This is a genomic window from Zobellella taiwanensis (assembly GCF_003012795.1).
GTDB classification, from domain to species: domain Bacteria; phylum Pseudomonadota; class Gammaproteobacteria; order Enterobacterales; family Aeromonadaceae; genus Oceanimonas; species Oceanimonas taiwanensis.
In genome coordinates, this window is sequence record NZ_PXYH01000028.1 from 1 (window position 1) to 18,647 (window position 18,647).

An 18,647-nucleotide genomic window follows, 5' to 3' on the forward strand; every position below is an offset into this window, starting at 1 on the left:
CGGCGGTGGTGAAGATGTTGTGGCCGATGTCGGTGATCACCGCGGACACCTCATAAAGCTTGTTCGACTCGATGTAGAACATGGGGTTTTCCTGGCCCTGGATCATGCCGGTCTGCAGGGCGCCGAATACCTCGCCCCAGGGCAGCGGCGTGGGCACGGCCCCGAAGGCCTTGTAGGTTTCCACCAGCAGCGGCGAGGTCATCACCCGCACCTTGACGCCGCCGAGGTCGGCGGGGGAGCTGAAGGGCGCCTGGGTGGTGATGTGCACCCGGCCTTCCGGGAACATGCTCAGCAGCTCCAGGCCCTTGTCGGCGTAGAGCTTGGGAAAGTGCTCGTGGATAACCTTGGAATTTTTGAAGAAGTAATTGATTTCGCTTTGCTGCTCGGGAATGACATAGGGCATCAGGAACACCTGGGCCTCGGGGATCAGGCTGCCGGTAAAGCCCGGAGACTGGTCGACGAACTGCAGCAGCCCGGCCTGGGCCTGCTCCATGACGTCGACCGACTCGCCGAGGGTGCCGAAGGGGTAGATTTGTACCTTGTGGTCCGAGTTGGCCTCGATGACTTCCTTGAACTTGGTGGCATAGACGCCCTGGACCTCGGACAGGCTTTCCTCGATGGCGTATTTCCAGTTGGCGGCGCCGGCCTGGGCGGACGCCAGGGCCAGGGCGGCCAGTGACAGGGTGGTGGTCAGGCGCGGTAATGTCTTGCTCATGTCAGTAATCCTTCTGCTGATGAATACCGGGTTAACGGACAGGTCCGGCGCGGGAATAACCCCGCAATCGATTAACACTTCCATTACATCCATCCTATCCGGATTGTACTGAACATTTTTTCCGTCTGGCGAGCCGCACGCTTGTGCTTTCTTCTGTAATGGTTGGCTACAGCAGAAAATATCCGCCAAAAGAGGTGTTTTTTACTTGCACGAACAAATATTCATTTAAATTGAAAAAAAAATTTAAATAAACTTAATAACCAAAAATAAACAAAAAACTGGAATTAAACCCCAATAAATCAAAAAAATAAGAATAAAAAATAAATCTCGACCATCATAACCAGCCTCTTTTAAGTCTGCATCCGGGGCAGGAATGACAAAATTGTCATGAGTCAATAAATCAATTGACATCAGATCATCGACTAAGATTTACTGGCGCCAGAAATTACGCATACCGGTAACATCCGGTAACAAATGCAGAACATTGCCATCAAGACGGCACCTGCATTTTGGTCAGGCATCAGGCCCCCGGGCCAGCGAGGTTGGACTTATGGACATTTATCGCCTCATCGTCGTATCACGGCTTCCCGGCCGGCACGGGCTCCTGACATTGTCATCCATCCGCACAGGATCGCTTTCGCGCGATCGCTAGGATGCGGTTGCTCTGGCCACCGGAGCAACCGCCAGTCCACAACCTTTATATCCGCCACCGGCCCCTTCTCCGACGGAGCGGGATCCTGTGGTTCCGACACTCAGCCAAGAGACGAGATCATGAATACCCAAGTCCCCAACTTCTCCCTCGAGGAGTATCAGGCACGCCTGGCCAAGGTCCGCGCCGCCATGGAGCGGCATGATATCCAGACCCTGATCGTGCACGATCCCTCCAACATCGCCTGGCTGACCGGCTACGACGGCTGGTCCTTCTATACGCCCCAGGTGGTGGTGGTCGGCCCGGCCGGAGAGCCGGTCTGGTACGGCCGGCAAATGGACTCTAACGGCGCCAAGCGCACCGTCTACCTGCAGGAGGAAAACATCACCTGGTATCCCGACTACTATGTGATGAACCCGCCCCTGCACGCCATGGAGTACCTGGCCAACCAGATCCTCAAGCCGCGCGACTGGGCCAGGGGCAACATCGGCATCGAGATGGACAACTATTATTTCAGTCCCACCGCCTACCTGGCCCTGAAGGAGAACCTGCCCGAGGCCGAACTGGTGGACGCCACCGCCCTGGTCAACTGGTGCCGGGCGGTCAAGTCCGACACCGAGCTGCGCTACATGCGCATCGCCGCCCGTATTGTGGAAAACATGCACAGGGCGGCCTTTGAGATGATCGAGCCCGGCCTGCCCAAGAACCGGCTGGTGGCGGAGATCTACCGGGTGGCAATGGAAGGCCACGAGGGTTATTTCGGCGACTACCCGGCCATAGTGCCCATGCTGCCCTCGGGCAAGGATGCCTCGGCCCCGCACCTGACCTGGGACGAGCGTCCCTTCAACCACAACGAAGGCACCTTTTTCGAGATCGCCGGCTGCCACAAGCGCTACCACTGCCCGCTGTCGCGCACCATTTTTCTGGGCCAGCCCAGCGATGACTTCCTGCGCGGGGAAGAGGCGCTCAACGCCGCCCTCGAAGCCGGTCTGGCCGCCGCCAAACCCGGCAACCGCTGTGCCGACATCGCCGACGCCCTCAACGCCACCCTGGCGGAGTATGGCTTCGACCGGGAGGGCGCCCGCTGCGGTTACCCCATCGGCCTGAGCTATCCGCCGGACTGGGGCGAGCGCACCATGAGTCTGCGCAATACCGACCAGACCATACTGGAGCCGGGCATGACCTTCCACTTCATGCCGGGACTCTGGCTGGACGACTGGGGCATTGAAACCACAGAGAGCATAGTGATCACCGACAACGGGGTGGAAACCCTGTGCAACTACCCCCGCCAGCTGTTTGTAAAGAGGTAACCAGAAGATGCAGGCAACCACCATTACCCCCACCGTCGACTTTGAGCGCGACGGCAAGCAGCACGGTTTTCTCAAGCTGCCCTACTCCAGCGATCAGTCCGCCTGGGGCTGCATCATGATCCCGGTCACCGTGGTGAAAAACGGCGAGGGCCCCACCGCCCTACTCACCGGCGGCAACCACGGCGACGAATACGAGGGTATCACCGCCCTGTTCAAGCTGGCCAACCGCCTGGAGCCCGAACAGGTACGGGGCCGGGTGATCATAGTGCCGGCCATGAACTACCCGGCGGTGCGCAACGGCAGCCGTACTTCCCCCATCGACAAGGGCAACATGAACCGCAGCTTCCCGGGCAACCCGGCGGGCAGCATGACGGAGCGCATCGCCGACTACTTCAACCGCTACCTGGTGCCCATGTGCGACTACGCCATGGATATCCATTCCGGCGGCAAGACCCTGGACTTCATCCCCTTCTCCGCCGCCCACCGGCTGCCGGATCCGGCTCAGGAGGCCGCCTGCATCGAGGGTGCCAAACTGTTCGGCGCCCCCAACGTGGTGGTGATGTTCGAGCTCGACACCGCCTCCCTCTACGACACGGCGGTGGAGTCCCAGGGCAAGGTGTTCGTTACCACCGAACTGTGCGGCGGCGGCACCAGCAGCCCCGAGACCATCGCCCTGGCGGACCAGGGGGTGCACAACTTCCTTATCTTCGCCGGCATCACCCGGGGCGACTACCGCCTGCCCGATACCCCGCCGCGCCTGCTCGACATGCCCGACGGCTCCTGCTACATGATGAGCGAGCACCAGGGCCTGCTGGAGCTGTGTGTTTCCCTGGGCGACAGGGTCAGCTCGGGCGATCTGGTGGCGCGCATCCACAGCCTGGAGCGCACCGGCCAGCCGCCGGCGGAATACCGGGCCAAACGCGACGGCATTCTCGCCGGTCGCCGCCACCCGGCGCTGATCGACATCGGCGACACCTTCGCGGTGCTGGCGGTCGAGGTCGACGCCTGATGCCACGCCGGGGCCGGCCGCCCGGCTCCGGCGCACGCCAGAAAAAAACAATTTTTTAACCTCGGTTATCAGAAAAATCGCCCCGCCAACGCCGGGGCAACAAAAAGTATCTCCCCGCCATCGCTCCTAGAATGACCTCATAGCAACAACCTGTACCCAAACAACGAATTGGTGGTGTTTATGAGCCTTACCCTCAAGCAGGTATCCGACAGCAAGGTCACCGAAGCCATTATGCCCTATCTCAAGGATCCCCGGCTGGTTCGCGAACTGGCCTATGTCAACGGCAAATGGGTCAACGGCAACGACGATCTGGCCGTGATCAACCCGGCCACCGACGACATCATCGGTCACTGCACCCAGCTGCAGCCGCTGCAGGTCAGCCAGGCCATCGACGCCGCCGAACGCGCCTTCCCGGCCTGGCGGGCACTGCTGGCCGACGAGCGCGCCGCCATCCTGATGCGCTGGCACGATCTCATCCTCGACAACAAGGAAGACCTGGCGGTACTGATGGTGCTGGAGCAGGGCAAGAGCCTGAGTGATGCCCGCGGCGAAATCGACTACGGTGCCTCCTTTATCCGCTGGTTCGCGGAAGAGGCCCGCCGCGCCTACGGCGAGACCATCCCCAGCCATATTCCCAACGCCCAGCTGGCCACCCTGCGCGAGCCCATCGGCGTGGCGGCGTTGATCACGCCCTGGAACTTCCCCAGCGCCATGATCACCCGCAAGGCGGCGGCGGCCCTGGCCATCGGCTGCACCGTGCTGGTCAAGCCGGCCAACGAAACCCCCTTCTCCGCCCTGGCGCTGGCCGAGCTGGCCGAGCGCGCCGGCTTCCCAGCCGGGGTCTACAACGTGATCACCGGCGACGGCGCCGAGGTGTGCGGCGTGCTGTGCCAGTCCGACAAGGTCAAGGCGCTGTCCTTCACCGGCTCCACCCGGGTCGGCAAACTGCTGCTGGAGCAGGCCGCGGCCACCGTCAAGAAGTGCTCCATGGAGCTCGGCGGCAACGCCCCCTTTATCGTGCTGCCGGACATGGACATCAGCGCCGCCGCCAAAGCCGCGGTGGATGCCAAGTTCCAGACCGCCGGGCAGGACTGCCTGGCCGCCAACCGCATTTTTGTGCCGCGCGACAAGTATGAGGCCTTCCTCACCGCCTTCGCCGCCGAAATGGCCACCATCAAGGTAGGCAACGGCTTTGATGACAGCGTGACCATGGGCCCGCTGATCTTCCGCCAGGCGGTGATCAAGGCCCAGGCCATCGTTGACGACGCCCTCGCCAAAGGCGCCCGGCTGATTGCCGGCGACCAGCGCCAGGCGCCGGGCACCAACTTCTTCATGCCCACCCTGCTGGCCGACGTCACTCCCGACATGAAGGTATTCCGTGAGGAGAACTTCTGCCCGGTGGCCGGGGTGCTGCCCTACGACAGCATCGACGAGCTGATCCCCCTGGCCAACGACACCGAATACGGCCTGGCCGCCTATGTGTACGGCCACGACATCCGCCATATCTGGCAGCTGATGCGCGGCCTGGAGTTTGGCATGGTATCGGTCAACTCGGTAAAGATGACCGGCCACCCCATCCCCTTCGGCGGGGTCAAACAGTCGGGCCTGGGCCGCGAAGGCAGCCGTCACGGCTTCGATGAATACAGCCAGATCAAGTACTACTGCCTGGGTGCCATGCCGACCGTGAGCGGCAGCTGAGACCAGGACTGAACACCCATACCGGATTGAACGCTATCAAGGGAGCGACCACCATGACCATAGATACCAAAAAGCTGCTCGACATCGACCGCAACACCGTGTTCCACGCCTCCACCCACCTGAAGCAGTACGCTCAGGGTGAAGTGGGCGGCCGCATCATCACCGGCGCCCAGGGCATCCGCATCCAGGACTCCGAAGGCGTGGAGCTGATTGACGCCTTCGCCGGCCTGTACTGCGTGAACATCGGCTACGGCCGCACCGAAATGGCCGAGGCCATCTACGAGCAGGCCAAGAAGCTGGCCTACTACCACACCTATGTGGGCCACACCAACGAGGCGCTGATCGAGCTGTCCGACCGCATCATCAAGATGGCCCCCGCCGGCATGAGCAAGGTGTACTACGGCATGTCCGGCAGCGACGCCAACGAAACCCAGCTCAAGCTGGTGTGGTACTACAACAACGCCCGTGGCCTGCCCCAGAAGAAAAAGGTGATCTCCCGGGATCGCGGCTACCATGGCTCCAGCATCGCGTCCGGCTCCATGACCGGCCTGCCGCTGTTCCATGCCCACTTCGATCTGCCGCTGGAGCGCATCAAGCACACCATAGCGCCGGTCTACTACCGTCGCCCCGATGACAACATGAGCGAGCTGGAGTTTTCCAGGTACTGCGCCGCCAAGCTGGAAGAGATGATCCTGGCCGAGGGTCCGGATACCGTTGCCGCCATGATCGGCGAGCCGGTGCTGGGTACCGGCGGTATCGTGCCGCCGCCCGAGGGTTACTGGACCGAGATCCGCAAGGTGCTCGACAAGTACGACATTCTGCTGATTGCCGACGAAGTGGTGTGTGGTTTCGGTCGCCTGGGCGCCGATTTCGGCTCCCTCTACTACGACATGAAGCCGGATCTGATGACCGTGGCCAAGGGCCTGACCTCCGCCTATCAGCCGCTGTCCGGCGTGATCGTGGGCGAAAAGGTATGGAAGGTGCTGGAACAGGGCACCGATCAGTGGGGCGCCATCGGCCACGGCTACACCTATTCCGGCCACCCCATGGGTGCCGCTTCCGCCCTGTGCAACCTGGACATCATCGCCCGTGAAAACCTGGTCGGTAATGCCCGTGACACCGGTGCCTACCTGCAGCGACGCATGCAGCAAGCCTTTGCCGACCACCCGCTGGTAGGCGAAAGCCGCGGTGTGGGCCTGCTGCACGCCCTGGAATTCTCCAGCAACAAGGCCAAGCGCGAGCATTTCGATCCCAACCTCAAGGTGGGTCCGCAGATCGCCGCCGCCTGTCTGGAGCAGGGCCTGATCGCCCGCGCCATGCCCCATGGCGACATTCTGGGCTTTGCCCCGCCGCTGGTGGTGACCAAGGGCGAGGTGGACGACATCGTCGAGCGCACCGCCAAGGCGGTGAACAAGGTCACCGACAAGCTGGTCCGCAGCGGTGAGTGGAACGCCCGCTAATCACCCCATACGCCGGTGGCCCGTCGTCTCAGGCCACCGGCCATCCTCCCGGCCGGATTATGCAAGGACACGCATCATGCCTCGGTCTCACGACACCTTTGCCGCCCTGGAGCGGCCCTATCCCTTCACCACCCAGCCACGCCAGGCCAGGGCTCGCATCGGCCTGGTCCAGCTGGCCAGCGACTATACCCTGGAAAACGACTGGCGCCGGCTGGCAACGGAAGGGGTTGAAATCTACAGCACCCGCATGGCCTACAACAGCCTGATGACACCGGACTCGCTCAGGGCGACGGCAGGCAACATAGCGGACGCCGCCGACCTGGTAGCTCCCGGCCTGGAGCTGGATGTGATGGCCTTCGGCTGTACCTCGGCCAGCATGCTGATCGGTAACGAGGCCGTGGCCGAGCGTCTCACCCGGTCACGGCCAGGATTGCCCGCCACCAATCCCTGGCTGGCCAGCCTGTGCGCCCTGCGCCAGCTCGGCATCGGCCGGCTGGCGGTGCTGACGCCCTATGCCACCGAGGTTAACCGTCCCCTGTACCAGGGGCTGCGGGAGGCGGGGTTCGAGGTAGTGGCGTTCGGCGCCTTCGGCCTGAGTCTGGACACCGACATTCCCGCCATCCATACGGAGGCGATAGCGGCGGCCACCGCAGACCTGCTGGCGGGCAGCCGGGCCGAGGGGGTGTTTTTCTCCTGCACCAACCTGCGGGCCCTGCCCCTGCTCGACAGCCTGGAGCATCGTTTTGGCCTGCCCATGGTGTCCTCCAACCAGGCCCTGTTCTGGCACGCCCTGCAACTGGCGGGGCAGCAGGCGGACATCGCCGGTTGCGGACGGCTGCTGGCCGCCTCACCGGCCGAGGGCGTGGCATGAACGCCCGTTTGCACGGCATCCTGCTGTCCACCGCCGGCGTGGTGCTGCTGTCGCCGGACATACTGGTGGTGCGCTGGGTTCCCCTGGATCACGCCACCCTGTTGTTCTGGCGCGGCGTGCTGCTGTTTTTCGGCTTCGGCCTCCTGGCCCTGTACCGCTATCGCGGCCGGCTCGGGGCCCGGCTGCGGGAGGCCGGTCCGGCAGGACTGGGGTGCGCCCTCAGCTTTGCCCTCACCACCTACTGCTTTACCCAGTCGATGAAGCTGACCAGCCCCACCGCCACCATGATGATCATCAGCACGGCACCGGTGTTTGCCGCCCTGATCGGCCGCTTTTGGCTGGGGGAAAGCGCCAGCCGCAAAACCCTGGTGACCATCGTCATCACCCTGGCGGGCATCGGCATCATAGTGGCGGACAAGGATGGTCATAACAGCCTGGCGGGCAACCTCTACGCCCTGGGGGCGGCGTTGTTCATGGCACTCAACTTCAATATCGCCCGCCGGGCAGCACCTCGGGATCTCAGCCCCATGCTGATCCTTGGCGGCCTGTTCGCCAGCGTCCTAGCCCTGCTGCAGGGGGGACAGCCCGCCCTGCCCGGCACCACCGAACTGGCGGTGATGGCGCTGACCGCCGCCCTGCTGATGCCCCTGGGCTATACCCTGCTGCAACTGGCACCGCGCTATATCCAGGCCACCGAGGTCAGCCTGTTTTTGCTGCTGGAAGCGGTGCTGGGCCCCCTTTGGGTATGGCTGGTGCTGGGTGAGGTACCCGGCGAGCGGACCCTGTTGGGCAGCCTGGTGGTCTGCGCCGCCCTGCTGTTCCACTGCCTCGGCCGGTTGCCGAAAAATCGCACCGGGCTGCCGCCGGCAGCCAGTCCGCCCCTGGCCTGAGCCGGGGCTCACCGAGTTTTTCGGGCAAAAAAGAAGGTGCTTATCCGCAAGGATAAAGCACCTTTAATTGCGTGACTTATGGTAAGGTCACTGCATACTAACGAGTGAACAGAAACCAGAATCTGAGATCACCCCGGTGATCCTCAGCCTGTTGACGTGGCGCCAACAGTCACCAGCTTAACCAGTGTCCCCGGCGGCGGGTTTGATCTCCGTCAACAAAGATGTCATTCGCCTTTGCGCTTTTCCATCCACATCAGGGCCAGACAGGTGAAGACCGACACCGCCACAAAGCCGAACAGGAAGATCAGCGGCATGGCGGTATAGCCCAGTACGTTCCAAATCAGTTTTTCCAGTGCACTCATAACTACGCTCCAAACAGAACCCTATGGGGCCATTGTAGCAAAACGACGGACAAGGAGTTTGCGCGGGATCAAGTCAGGCCCTGAGCAGGCCGTATCCCATGCCCCGGGCGCACAGCAGTTGCCAGCGCCGGCGTGCCATGAACAGGGGCAACACGGCCGGGCCGAACAGGCAACCCAGCATGGCCCAGCGCCGGGGCGGCAGGGCACTTTGTAAAGCGGCGATATAAAACAGGCCCCCGCACAGGGGCGCCAGCAGCAACGCGAAAACCAGCATCGACAACCCTCCTGAATGGCCAAAGCCTAGCATAAAGCACACTCTGCTGTCAGGATCCACCATTCGACAAAAAATCAATTTAATTGATATGCAAACTAATAAAATTCAATTTTTATTAATTTAGCATTTTCCCTAGACTGGCCGGGTCCGACTGACGAGAGAAGCTCATCATGAACCTGATTCAGGGATTGTCCCTCGCGGGGCTGCTGGCCGTGGTCAGCGTAGCCCTGGCACAACAACTGGGCGGCCTGCTGAGCCCGCTGATTTTCGCCATCCTGTTCGGCCTGGTCATAGGCAACCTGCTGCCGGCCCTGTCCCAGGGCAAATGGCAGCCGGGACTGGAATTTTGTAAAAAACGGCTGCTGCGTATCGGCGTGGCCTTTTACGGCATCAATATCACCCTGCAACAGGTGGCAGAAGTGGGCGCCGGTGCCCTGGTGGTGGACATACTGATGCTGGGCTCGACCCTGTTCATCGCCTGGTGGCTGGGCCGGCGCTGGCTGGGGCTGGATGGTCCCACCGCCCTGCTGGTCGGCTCGGGCTCGGCCATTTGCGGGGCCGCCGCCATTCTGGCCGCCGAGCCGGTGCTCAGGGCCAGGCCCCAGCAAACCGCCATGGCGGTGGGAACCGTAGTATTGTTCGGCACCCTGGCCATGCTGCTCTACCCCCTGTTTTATCCCTGGCTCGGACTCTCGCCCCAGGCCATGGGGATTTACACCGGGGCCACCATCCATGAGGTTGCCCAGGTGGTCGCCGCCGGCAGCGCCATGGGTGACGAAGTGGCCCGGGTGGCCATCATCAGCAAGCTGACCCGGGTCATGATGCTGGCGCCGGTGTTGCTGCTGCTCGGCTACCTGCTGAGCCGCGGTTCGGACAACGCCCCTGCCGCCAGGGCACCGCTGCCCTGGTTTGCCTTCGGTTTTGTGGCGGTCGTGGTGGCCAACTCCCTGCTGTCCCTGCCCGCCGCCTGGGTTGATGCCATCCGCCACCTGGACACCTGGGCCCTGACCATGGCCATGGCGGCGCTCGGACTCAGCACCCAGTTGGGCGCGCTGCGGGCGGTCGGCATCAAACCCCTGCTGTTGGCCGGTATCCTGTTCTTGCATTTGACCCTGGGCGGGCTGATAGTGACCCATATGGCTGCGGGCTGGCTGTAGCAACGGCCGCCCGGCCGGTGATAACGGGAAGGAGAGCCCCATGCCCTATCGCAATATTCTGGTCGCCCTCGAACTCAACCAGCGGGAGCAGGCCCTGATCCGACGGGCGGTGGAGCTGGCGGAATGCCACGGCGCCGCCCTGCACCTGGTGCACGTGGAACCGGATTTGAGCGGAGTCTATGTGGGCAGCCTGAGCATGAACCTGGCCCAGCTCAGGGTAAAGCTGCGGCTGGAAAGCGGCCAGGAGATTGTTCAGTTGCTCAGGGAACAGCAACATGATATTGCCAGCCTGTCGCTGCCCAGCGGCGACATCCGCCAGGCGGTGCGCCTGGCCGTCAGGGAGAAGCAGGCGGACTTGCTGATTTGCGGGCACCGTCCCGGCCACCACTTTTTCAGCCACCTGTTCTCCCATACCGTGGATTTTCTCGATATCGACGGCTGCGACCTGCTGGTGGTCAAGTCCTGAGCCGGGCCGCCCGGCTCAGCGCAGGCAATAACCCTGGCTGCGCAGGAATTCCAGCATGAAGGGCCTGGCCTCCCGGGCCAGGATATCCGCAATCTGGCCGGTCCAGGTCATGTCCTTGTTGCCGCCGGTACGGGTCTGGTAATAGTGGCGCACCTGCCGGTCGTACTCGGTCATCAGCTCCGTCTCCGGCTCATTGGGGTAACGGTTCTCGGAAAACATCAATGCCTTCGGCAGCCGCGGTTTGGGCTCCGGATCCTGGTCCGGATGGCCGAGGCACAGGCCAAACAGCGGGATCACTCCGGCGGGCAGTTCAAGCAGTTCACTCAACTGATAGGGATGGTTGCGCACGGCCCCGATAAAAACACCGCCCAGGCCCAGGGATTCAGCGGCGGTCAGCGCGTTCTGGCCCATCAGGGCGGTATCGATGGCTCCGATCAGCAGTTGTTCGGCAAAACCGGTCCTGGCTTCGGGCACCCAGTGCAGGTGACGGTGGAAGTCGGCGCAAAACACCCAGAATTCGGCCGCCGAGCCCACATAGGCCTGATTGGCGCACAGGTTCATCACCTGGGCCCGGATCCCGGGGTCGGTAACGCGGATCACCGCCGAAGCCTGCAAAAAGCTGGAGCTGGATGCGGCCTGGGCAGAGGCCATGATGGCTTCCAGCTGCGACTCGGTGAGCGGCTGCCCGGTAAACTTGCGGATGGAGCGATGCCCGCGCATCACCTCTATGGCTGGGGTCATTTTTACCTCTCTGGGTCGGTCTGTGTGTATCATCACCTTAATGGAAAGCCATCTGAATTGGGAGCCGGTGTGCGCGAAACACAACATATCGAGCCCATGTCACGCCGCAGCGGCCTGAGCCTGACCCTGGCCGGGGCGGGCCTGATGCTGGTGCTACTGCCGGCCATGTACTGGCTGGAGGACAGGGGCCGGCTGGTGATCATTTTTTTACTGTTGTTCAGCCTGGTCGTGACCCTGCTGGGCCTGCTCAAATTGCGCGAGCCGCCCTACAGCTTTTCCCTCAGCGCCGACAGCCTGCATTTCCACCACCGCATCGGCGGCTGGAGCCTGCACTGGAGCAACATACAACGCATCGACCAGCCCCGGCTGCACGCCGGCCTGGAGCTGGTCGAGCTGCCCTATGTGGGCATCCGCATCCGCGACTACGACGAGCTGTTGCCATTGATGAGCCCCCGGCTGATTGTCCACCTGCTCACCGAGCAGCGTCCCCTGCTCGCCATGGCCCTGCGCCACGGCGCCATCGACCGGGCACGGCTGCAGGAGTGGCTGATTGAAGACAACCGGTTCTGCTCCCCCGGCGGCCGCCGTTACCAGGGACTGGCGGCCATGCTCGGCCACCGAATGCGCCACCTGCGCGAGCTGTACGGCTACGATTTGCTGGTGCACGAGTCCTGCCTGGACAGGGACACCCCGGACTTTGTGCGCCTGCTGCGCCACTACCTGCAGCCCCTGCCCCCGGCCCTTCCCTGAGCGCCGGGCCTGGTGCACAATAGCCGCCATTTCGCCGCCACCTTCCAGTCCACGGGAGCCCGATGAAACATCTGGATGCCTTTTATCTGTTCGTCAAAGTGGTACAGCAGGGCGGGTTTTCCCATGCCGCCGTGCAACTGGGCATGCCCACCGCCACCCTCAGCCGGCGCATTTCCGGGCTGGAGCAGGCGCTGGGCTGCAAGCTGCTCAGCCGCACCACCCGCAAGCTGCAACTGACCGAGGAAGGCCGTCGCTACTTCGAGCGGCTCAATCCCCTGCTGACCGAAATGGAGCAGGTTACCGGCGATATCCAGGGACAGAGCCAGGTCATGAGCGGTCTGATCAAGGTCGCCGGCCCCATCGCCATCTCCAATACCTTCCTGATCGACGGCATCACCGAGTTTTGCCTGCAGTATCCGCACATCCGTATCGATCTGCTGCAAAGCAATGACTACACCAGCCTGCTCGACACGGATCTGGACGTGGTGTTCTTCAGCGGCGAGCTGCCCGACTCCAGCCTGCATGCCCGCCAGCTCGGCGAGATCCAGTACGGCCTGTTCGCCGCCCCCCGCTACCTGGAAAAACGGGGCATGCTGCAGGCACCGGAAGAACTGGATCAGCACCACATCATCCAGTGCTGGCCGCACCGCAACTGGCAACTGACCCACCAGGACGGACGCCGCTTCCACCTCAAGCCGGTGGCCCGGCTGTCGGTCAACCAGATGCAGTCGGCGGTCAAGGCCGCCATCCAGGGGCTGGGCATCGTCAACGTGCCCAAACACTACGTGGCCCATTATGTGCAAGGCGGCCTGCTGCGGCCGGTGCTGCCGGCCTGGCTCGGCGGCAAGCGGCCCTTCCACATGGTCTATCACAGCCGGGAGCTGGCGCCGGTCCGACTCAATACCTTTATCGAATTCATCGATCGGCACATGCGCGAACGGTTGGCGTCCACCTGGGTGAGAAACAACAAGGACAAAAAAGAGGAAGAATGACGGGCAAAAAAATGGGCAGATTCCATCTGCCCGACTCCACTAACAAAAGATACTAAGTAAGCTGTGGAAAAAAGGTAACACAGCCACCGGATGTTAATTAGCGGTTATTATGCAAAACGAAATATGTGATTATTCCATTTTTGCAATAATCCAGCTCAATGCAGATCCTGCTCCCATAAAATCACCTGTCCCTTGATCCAGCGCTGATCCAAATCCGCGTAACGCTGCTCCAGCAGGTGGCGCTTGACCTTCAGGGTTGGCGTCATAATGTCGTTTTCCACCGTCCAGGGCTCTTTCATCACCAGCACGCCGCCCAGCCGCTGGTGGCTCTCGAGACGCTGGTTGATATGCCCCAGGCTGGCCGCCAGCTGTTCGGCAATGTCCCCCTTGTGCAGCACCCCGGCACCTTCCGCCAACTGCACCAGGGCCACCGGCTGGGCCTGGCCGCTGCCGATGACGCAAACCTGCTCGACCAGCTCGTTTTCAATCAGCATGGCTTCAATAGGCACCGGCAGCACATACTTGCCCTTGGCGGTCTTGAAGGCATCCTTGACCCGGCCGGTGATGGTCAGGTAGCCCTCCTCGTCCAGCCGCCCCTGATCCCCGGTATGCAGCCAGCCGTCGCGCAGCGCCTCACGGGTCGCCGACTCCTGCCGGTAGTAGCCGCTCATCATGCCCGGACAACGGCACAACACCTCGCCGTTGTCGGCAATGCGGATTTCCACCCGCACCCCGGGTTTGCCCACGGTACCGATTTTATCGGAGCGAAACGGATAATTGAGGGTGGAATACGCCAGGTTTTCGGTCATGCCCCAGGCCTCGGTAATGGGCATGTCGAGCCGTTCGTACCAGCGCAGCAGGGAGGGCGAGACCGGCGCCGAGCCACAGCCCAGGATGCGGGCGTCGGTCAGGCCGAGGCCGGCGCGGATTTTCCTTTTCACCAGGCCCGACACCAGGGGAATGCGCAGCAGCAGGTCCAGCTTTTTCTGGGGCAGCTTTTCCAGGATGCGGCTGCGGAAGTTGGTCCACAGCCGGGGCACCGAAATAAATACCGTGGGCGATATGGTTTTGACATCCTCGATAAAGGTGTCCAGGCTCTGGGCAAAGCCCACCGGCACCCCGCCGTAGAGGCTGGCGCCGAGGATGTAGACCCGCTCGGTGATATGGGAGAGCGGCAGATAGGAAAAGGCCCTGTCCTCGGCGCTGAGCCCTGTGGTGTGCAGTATGCCCTGGCAGGCGGCGGCATAGGCGCCGTAGTGGATCATCACCCCCTTGGGATTGCCGGTGCTGCCGGAGGTGTAGACCAGGCTCATCAACTGCTCCCGCCCGGGTACGGGACGCTCGGCCAGGGGCTCGTCCGCCAGCAGGCTGTCCCAGTGATGATGGGTACTGATGGTGGACGGATAGGGCATGGCCAGGCGCAACAGGCCGTCGGGAATGCCCGGCTCCTGTACGCCGGGCTCGTCCAGCTTGCCGGTAAAAATGGCCCGGCTCTCGCTGTGTTCCAGCACGAAACGTACCGTGTCGGCCCCGGCGGTAGGATAGATGGGGACACTGACATAACCGCCCATTTGCAGGGCAAAGTCGCAGATAAACCATTCGGCGCAGTTTTTCGACAGTATGGCTATCCTGTCGCCGGGCGCCATGCCCAGCCGGCGCAATGCGCTCACCAGCCGGGCCGCCGTGTCCAGCACCGAGGCCCAGCTGTGCTCGTGCCAGTGGCCGTCCCTGGGCTGGCGCAGATAAACGTCAGCGGGCCGCTGCTCGGCCCAGTGATACAGCATCTGCAGCGGAAGTTTGTCGGTATGGGTGCTCATAACTGTCCTTGTTGCTCGGCGGGCCTGTGTTCACAGTATTGCAAAAAATCCTCAAAGCACCAGTGTGTGGAGATCATAGGCTATTGATGTAACTCACAAAAGCCGAACCCTCAGGGCGTTTCAAGCGCCGGGCGGGACGGCCGTACCGGCGGCTAAGGCGCGGGTCGCATCGGCCATGAACGCATCGAACGCCTCCTGGCCAAGGGGACGGCTGTACCAGTAGCCCTGGATTTCATCACAGCCGAGTGCCCGCAGCTGCTCGGCCTGGGCGGCCAGCTCGACGCCCTCGGCGATGGTCTTCATGCCCAGGCTGCGGGCCATCTGGATGATGGCGCTGACGATGGCCCTGTCTTCCTCGTTGTCGTTCAGTTCGTCGATAAACGACTTGTCTATCTTGAGTTTGTCCACGGAAAAGCGCTTGAGGTAGCTCATGGAGGAATAGCCGGTGCCGAAGTCGTCGATGGACAGCCGCATCCCAGCAGCACTCAGGGCCGACAACTTTAGCCCCACTTCCTCCGGGTTGAGCAGGGCAACCGACTCGGTCAGCTCAATCTCTATGGCCCCGGCCGGCAGGCCCAGGCGATCACGGCGCCGGCTCAGTTCCTCGACAAAATCCGGCTGTACAAACTGCAGGGCGGAGACATTGACCGCTATCACCATGTCCGTCAGACCCGCCCGGTACAAACGCAGTGCCGCCGCCATCGCCTGCTCGATAACCCACCAGCCGATGCTCACAATCAGCCCGCTCTGCTCGGCCAGGGGAATGAATTCGGCGGGCGACACCGGCCCCCACTGGGGATGCTGCCAGCGCAGCAGGGCCTCGGCCCCCACCGGTCTGCCGCTGGCCAGATCCAGTTGCGGCTGGAACGCCAGGGACAGCTCGTTGCCGGCAATGGCTTGCTTGAGGGCGCTGGACAGGGCCAGGGCCCGTTCGCTGTAGCGCTGCATATGGGGCGCATAAAAACGCAGGCCATTGCGTCCGTCCCGCTTGACCTGGTACATGGCCATTTCCGCCGCCTTGATCAGGGCCTCGGCGTCCTTGGCATCGTCGGGGTGGATGGCAATGCCGAGGGAGGCACTCACCGACAGGGTGCCGCCTCCCAGCGACAGGGGCTGCTGCAGCTTTTCGATCAACTGGCCGGCAAGCAGAGCCAGGCGCTCCTGCTCGCCGCTGTCGATGGAGATCAGAAAACCGTCTCCGTCGTGGCGACCGATCAGGGCCTGGGGGCCAAACAGGGCGCGGATCCGGTTGGACACTTCCACCAGCAATTCGTCGCCCGCCAGATAGCCCAGGGAATCGTTCACCGACTTGAAGTTGTCCAGATCCATCCACAGCAACGCCAGTTCCCGGGCGCGGGCCAGCCGCGCGCGCAGCTGGTTTTCAAAGGCGGCCTTGTTGAGCAGACCGGTAAGCTGGTCGAACTGGGACAGCTCTCGGATGCGGGCCTGATCCGCCTTCTGGCGGGTAATGTCTTCCTTGTGGGCAACATAGTTGATGATCCGGCCCTGGCCGTCCATCACCGGATAAATGACGGCCCTTTCCGTATAACAACTGCCGTCACGGCGTCGGTTGACCAGCTCGCCCTTCCAGAGGTCTCCCCGCTGCAACCGGTCCCACATCTCCACATAGGTCTGGCGGTCGGTCTGCCCCGACTTCAGCATCCGGGGATTACGTCCCAGCACCTCCTCCGCCCGGTAGCCGCTGACCCGTACAAAGGCCTCGTTGACATACTTTATGCGAACCTCGGCATCGGTAATGATGATCGGATAGGGATTTTGCTCCAGCGCCTTGGACAGGCGGTAGATGGTGAGATCCTGACGTCGCTGCTTGATGGTATGCCACAGGCTGGCGGCCAGGATACGCAGGGTTTCACCGTCCCGCTCCAGGTAGGGGCCGGCCTTGCCGAACAGGCTCGCCACCAGGACAATGCGGCCGTTGTCCCGCACCGTCAGACCCAGTCCCCTAGGCTCGCCCATGCCCGCCAGCGCAGCCGGCAAGGCGGCGGCATCCAGATCCATCACCTGCTCCCCGGCCACCGCCGGCAGCCAGGGGCAGCCGCCATCCGCCTCGCTCAGATCGGCCACCCGCGCCGAGCCGGCGTGGCGATCGGACACCCCGAGCAAGGCCTCCCGGCTGCCTTCGTCCCGGTACACATGGAGACAGGCCAGGGGACTGGCGGTAAGTTGCTCGAGATCCCCCGCGCAGGCCGACAGCAGCGCCGGTTCATCGTCCTGGCCGGCGCCGTGGATCGCCAGCAGGGCGCGGTTCAGGGCCGTTTCGTGCAGGATCCGTCGCTCGTTCTCTACCACCCCGGTCACGTCCCGGGACAGCACCAGGTAGCCGTCAGGCCGGCACGACAGGGACAGTTCGAAATGCCGCTCCCCTTCGGGCAGAGCCAGGCTTATGCGGGTACCCTGATCCTGCCCCTGGCGGTCGGCCTGGGTCATCGCCGCCCGCATCAGGCCGGCAGCCGTTGCCGGCAACACGTCGTCGAGCAGGGCGCCGACGGTGAGCCGCGCCGACAGCGCCGAGCCATCACGGGGACCGGCCGAGCGGCACACGCCATTCCGATCCAGTTCATACAGGGCATCCGGCAAGGCGGCCATGGTCGCCTGCAGCCGGGCGCGGGCTTCGCTGAGAGAGCGGTAGGGATGGTGCACGGCGTCGGCAAACAGGGCCCGGTACAAAAAACCGTAGCCGATCACCTTGTACAGATGGCCAAGCAGGTTGTAGAGGTCGGAAACATCGGTATAAAGGGTAAAGAAATACTCCCCCAGGCCCATGATCAGGGAAGAGGCGCAGAGATACAGGTAGCCGTAGGTGCCGTCCCGGCGCACGCGCCGGGCAATGCCCAGGGCCGCCAGCAGGTGCCCGGCCATAAGGGCATATTCCGCATGGATCTTGAACGGCGTGAGCCCCTGGCCGGCAATGAAGGTGCGCGGCAGCCACTGGGGCCAGAGCAGCAGCCACAACTGCACCAGCGTCACCAGCAACAACAGGGCCGCCAGCCAGCCGAGGCGCTGCGCGAGCGAGGTCTGCTCCCGCCCCGCCGGACGGGCGAAGGCCAGGTAAAGCAGGGCCATCAGCGCCAGCGTCCGGGCGGCGAGCCAGAAGTTGATGGCTTTTTCCGGTGAGCTGGGGGTGACAAAATCGGGCATGCCCTGGTAGGACAGCACATGGGACAGGTCCAGCAGGGCCACCCCGAGAAAAGCCAGCCCCGCCACCAGGCCCTGGCGGGAGGCCCGGTATTGCTGGGTGGTCCAGGCAATGGCGAACACCATGACCGCCATGGCGATGGCCGCCACTTCAAGCAGGGTATGCAGGGGAGCGTAATTGGCCAGTCCCCTGAACGCCACCACCTCGGGCAGCAGCCGTGAAGCTCCCGCCAGCAGTGCCAGGCCGGCCACCCAAACGCAGGCGCGCCGGGCTTCCCGGCGGTAGCTGTTGGCGGGGGAAAAGTCGGGGGTAGTGTGCAAAAGGACCTC

General features: G+C 63.1%; 16 protein-coding genes. 10 read left to right on the plus strand and 6 right to left on the minus strand.

Annotated features, from left to right (window positions below):
• Positions 1-715 (minus strand): TRAP transporter substrate-binding protein DctP (gene dctP / locus C7I36_RS15570; protein WP_245880138.1); only part of this gene is annotated, 715 nt, incomplete at its 3' end.
• Between the two features lie 771 nt (positions 716-1,486).
• Between dctP and doeA the strand changes: the two genes are divergently transcribed.
• The 6 genes from doeA to C7I36_RS15600 all read left to right on the plus strand — a co-directional run bounded on the left by doeA (position 1,487) and on the right by C7I36_RS15600 (position 8,602).
• Positions 1,487-2,674, plus strand: coding sequence for an ectoine hydrolase DoeA (gene doeA, locus C7I36_RS15575; protein ID WP_106454607.1), 1,188 nt, complete (start codon positions 1,487-1,489; stop codon positions 2,672-2,674).
• A gap of 7 nt (positions 2,675-2,681) precedes the next feature.
• Positions 2,682-3,683 (plus strand): N(2)-acetyl-L-2,4-diaminobutanoate deacetylase DoeB, encoded by a 1,002-nt coding sequence (doeB, locus tag C7I36_RS15580; protein ID WP_106454608.1) that lies wholly within the window; start codon positions 2,682-2,684, stop codon positions 3,681-3,683.
• A 180-nt stretch (positions 3,684-3,863) separates the two neighbouring features.
• Entirely contained in the window at positions 3,864-5,381 is a 1,518-nt protein-coding gene (locus C7I36_RS15585) for an NAD-dependent succinate-semialdehyde dehydrogenase (protein ID WP_106454639.1), read from the plus strand.
• 53 nt (positions 5,382-5,434) lie between these two features.
• The gene (locus tag C7I36_RS15590) at positions 5,435-6,841 is read left to right on the plus strand and encodes an aspartate aminotransferase family protein (RefSeq protein ID WP_106454609.1); all 1,407 of its coding nucleotides are present in this window, start codon (positions 5,435-5,437) and stop codon (positions 6,839-6,841) included.
• 76 nt (positions 6,842-6,917) lie between these two features.
• Positions 6,918-7,712 (plus strand): maleate cis-trans isomerase family protein, encoded by a 795-nt coding sequence (locus tag C7I36_RS15595; RefSeq protein ID WP_106454610.1) that lies wholly within the window; start codon positions 6,918-6,920, stop codon positions 7,710-7,712.
• Entirely contained in the window at positions 7,709-8,602 is an 894-nt protein-coding gene (locus C7I36_RS15600) for a DMT family transporter (protein WP_106454611.1), read from the plus strand. The genes C7I36_RS15595 and C7I36_RS15600 overlap by 4 nt, the downstream gene beginning before the upstream one ends.
• Positions 8,603-8,826: 224 nt before the next feature.
• On the opposite strand, the gene C7I36_RS15605 is transcribed toward C7I36_RS15600, so the two are convergent.
• Both C7I36_RS15605 and C7I36_RS15610 read right to left on the minus strand, forming a co-directional pair.
• On the minus strand, positions 8,827-8,964 hold the full coding sequence (locus tag C7I36_RS15605; RefSeq protein WP_106454612.1) for a TIGR02808 family protein: 138 nt from the start codon (positions 8,962-8,964) through the stop codon (positions 8,827-8,829).
• Between the two features lie 73 nt (positions 8,965-9,037).
• Positions 9,038-9,238 carry a hypothetical protein gene (locus C7I36_RS15610; protein ID WP_106454613.1) on the minus strand — a complete coding sequence of 67 codons (201 nt, stop codon included), beginning with the start codon at positions 9,236-9,238 and terminating at the stop codon, positions 9,038-9,040.
• 170 nt (positions 9,239-9,408) lie between these two features.
• On the opposite strand from C7I36_RS15610, the gene C7I36_RS15615 reads away from it, so the two are divergent.
• Both C7I36_RS15615 and C7I36_RS15620 read left to right on the plus strand, forming a co-directional pair.
• Positions 9,409-10,395 carry a YeiH family protein gene (locus C7I36_RS15615; RefSeq protein ID WP_106454614.1) on the plus strand — a complete coding sequence of 329 codons (987 nt, stop codon included), beginning with the start codon at positions 9,409-9,411 and terminating at the stop codon, positions 10,393-10,395.
• 40 nt (positions 10,396-10,435) lie between these two features.
• Positions 10,436-10,861 carry a universal stress protein gene (locus C7I36_RS15620; RefSeq protein WP_106454615.1) on the plus strand — a complete coding sequence of 142 codons (426 nt, stop codon included), beginning with the start codon at positions 10,436-10,438 and terminating at the stop codon, positions 10,859-10,861.
• A gap of 15 nt (positions 10,862-10,876) precedes the next feature.
• Here C7I36_RS15620 and nfsA read toward each other — a convergent pair whose 3' ends face one another.
• Entirely contained in the window at positions 10,877-11,602 is a 726-nt protein-coding gene (nfsA, locus tag C7I36_RS15625; protein ID WP_106454616.1) for an oxygen-insensitive NADPH nitroreductase, read from the minus strand.
• Positions 11,603-11,671: 69 nt separating this feature from the next.
• On the opposite strand from nfsA, the gene C7I36_RS15630 reads away from it, so the two are divergent.
• Positions 11,672-12,352, plus strand: a complete 681-nt coding sequence (locus C7I36_RS15630; RefSeq protein ID WP_245880139.1) for a DUF2982 domain-containing protein — start codon at positions 11,672-11,674, stop codon at positions 12,350-12,352.
• 62 nt (positions 12,353-12,414) lie between these two features.
• Entirely contained in the window at positions 12,415-13,344 is a 930-nt protein-coding gene (locus tag C7I36_RS15635; protein ID WP_106454618.1) for a LysR family transcriptional regulator, read from the plus strand.
• A gap of 155 nt (positions 13,345-13,499) precedes the next feature.
• On the opposite strand, the gene C7I36_RS15640 is transcribed toward C7I36_RS15635, so the two are convergent.
• Both C7I36_RS15640 and C7I36_RS15645 read right to left on the minus strand, forming a co-directional pair.
• Positions 13,500-15,161 (minus strand): AMP-binding protein, encoded by a 1,662-nt coding sequence (locus tag C7I36_RS15640; protein ID WP_245880140.1) that lies wholly within the window; start codon positions 15,159-15,161, stop codon positions 13,500-13,502.
• Positions 15,162-15,281: 120 nt separating this feature from the next.
• A complete protein-coding gene (locus C7I36_RS15645) occupies positions 15,282-18,638 on the minus strand; it encodes an EAL domain-containing protein (protein WP_106454619.1) in 3,357 nt (1,118 codons plus the stop codon).
• Positions 18,639-18,647 lie beyond the last annotated feature (9 nt).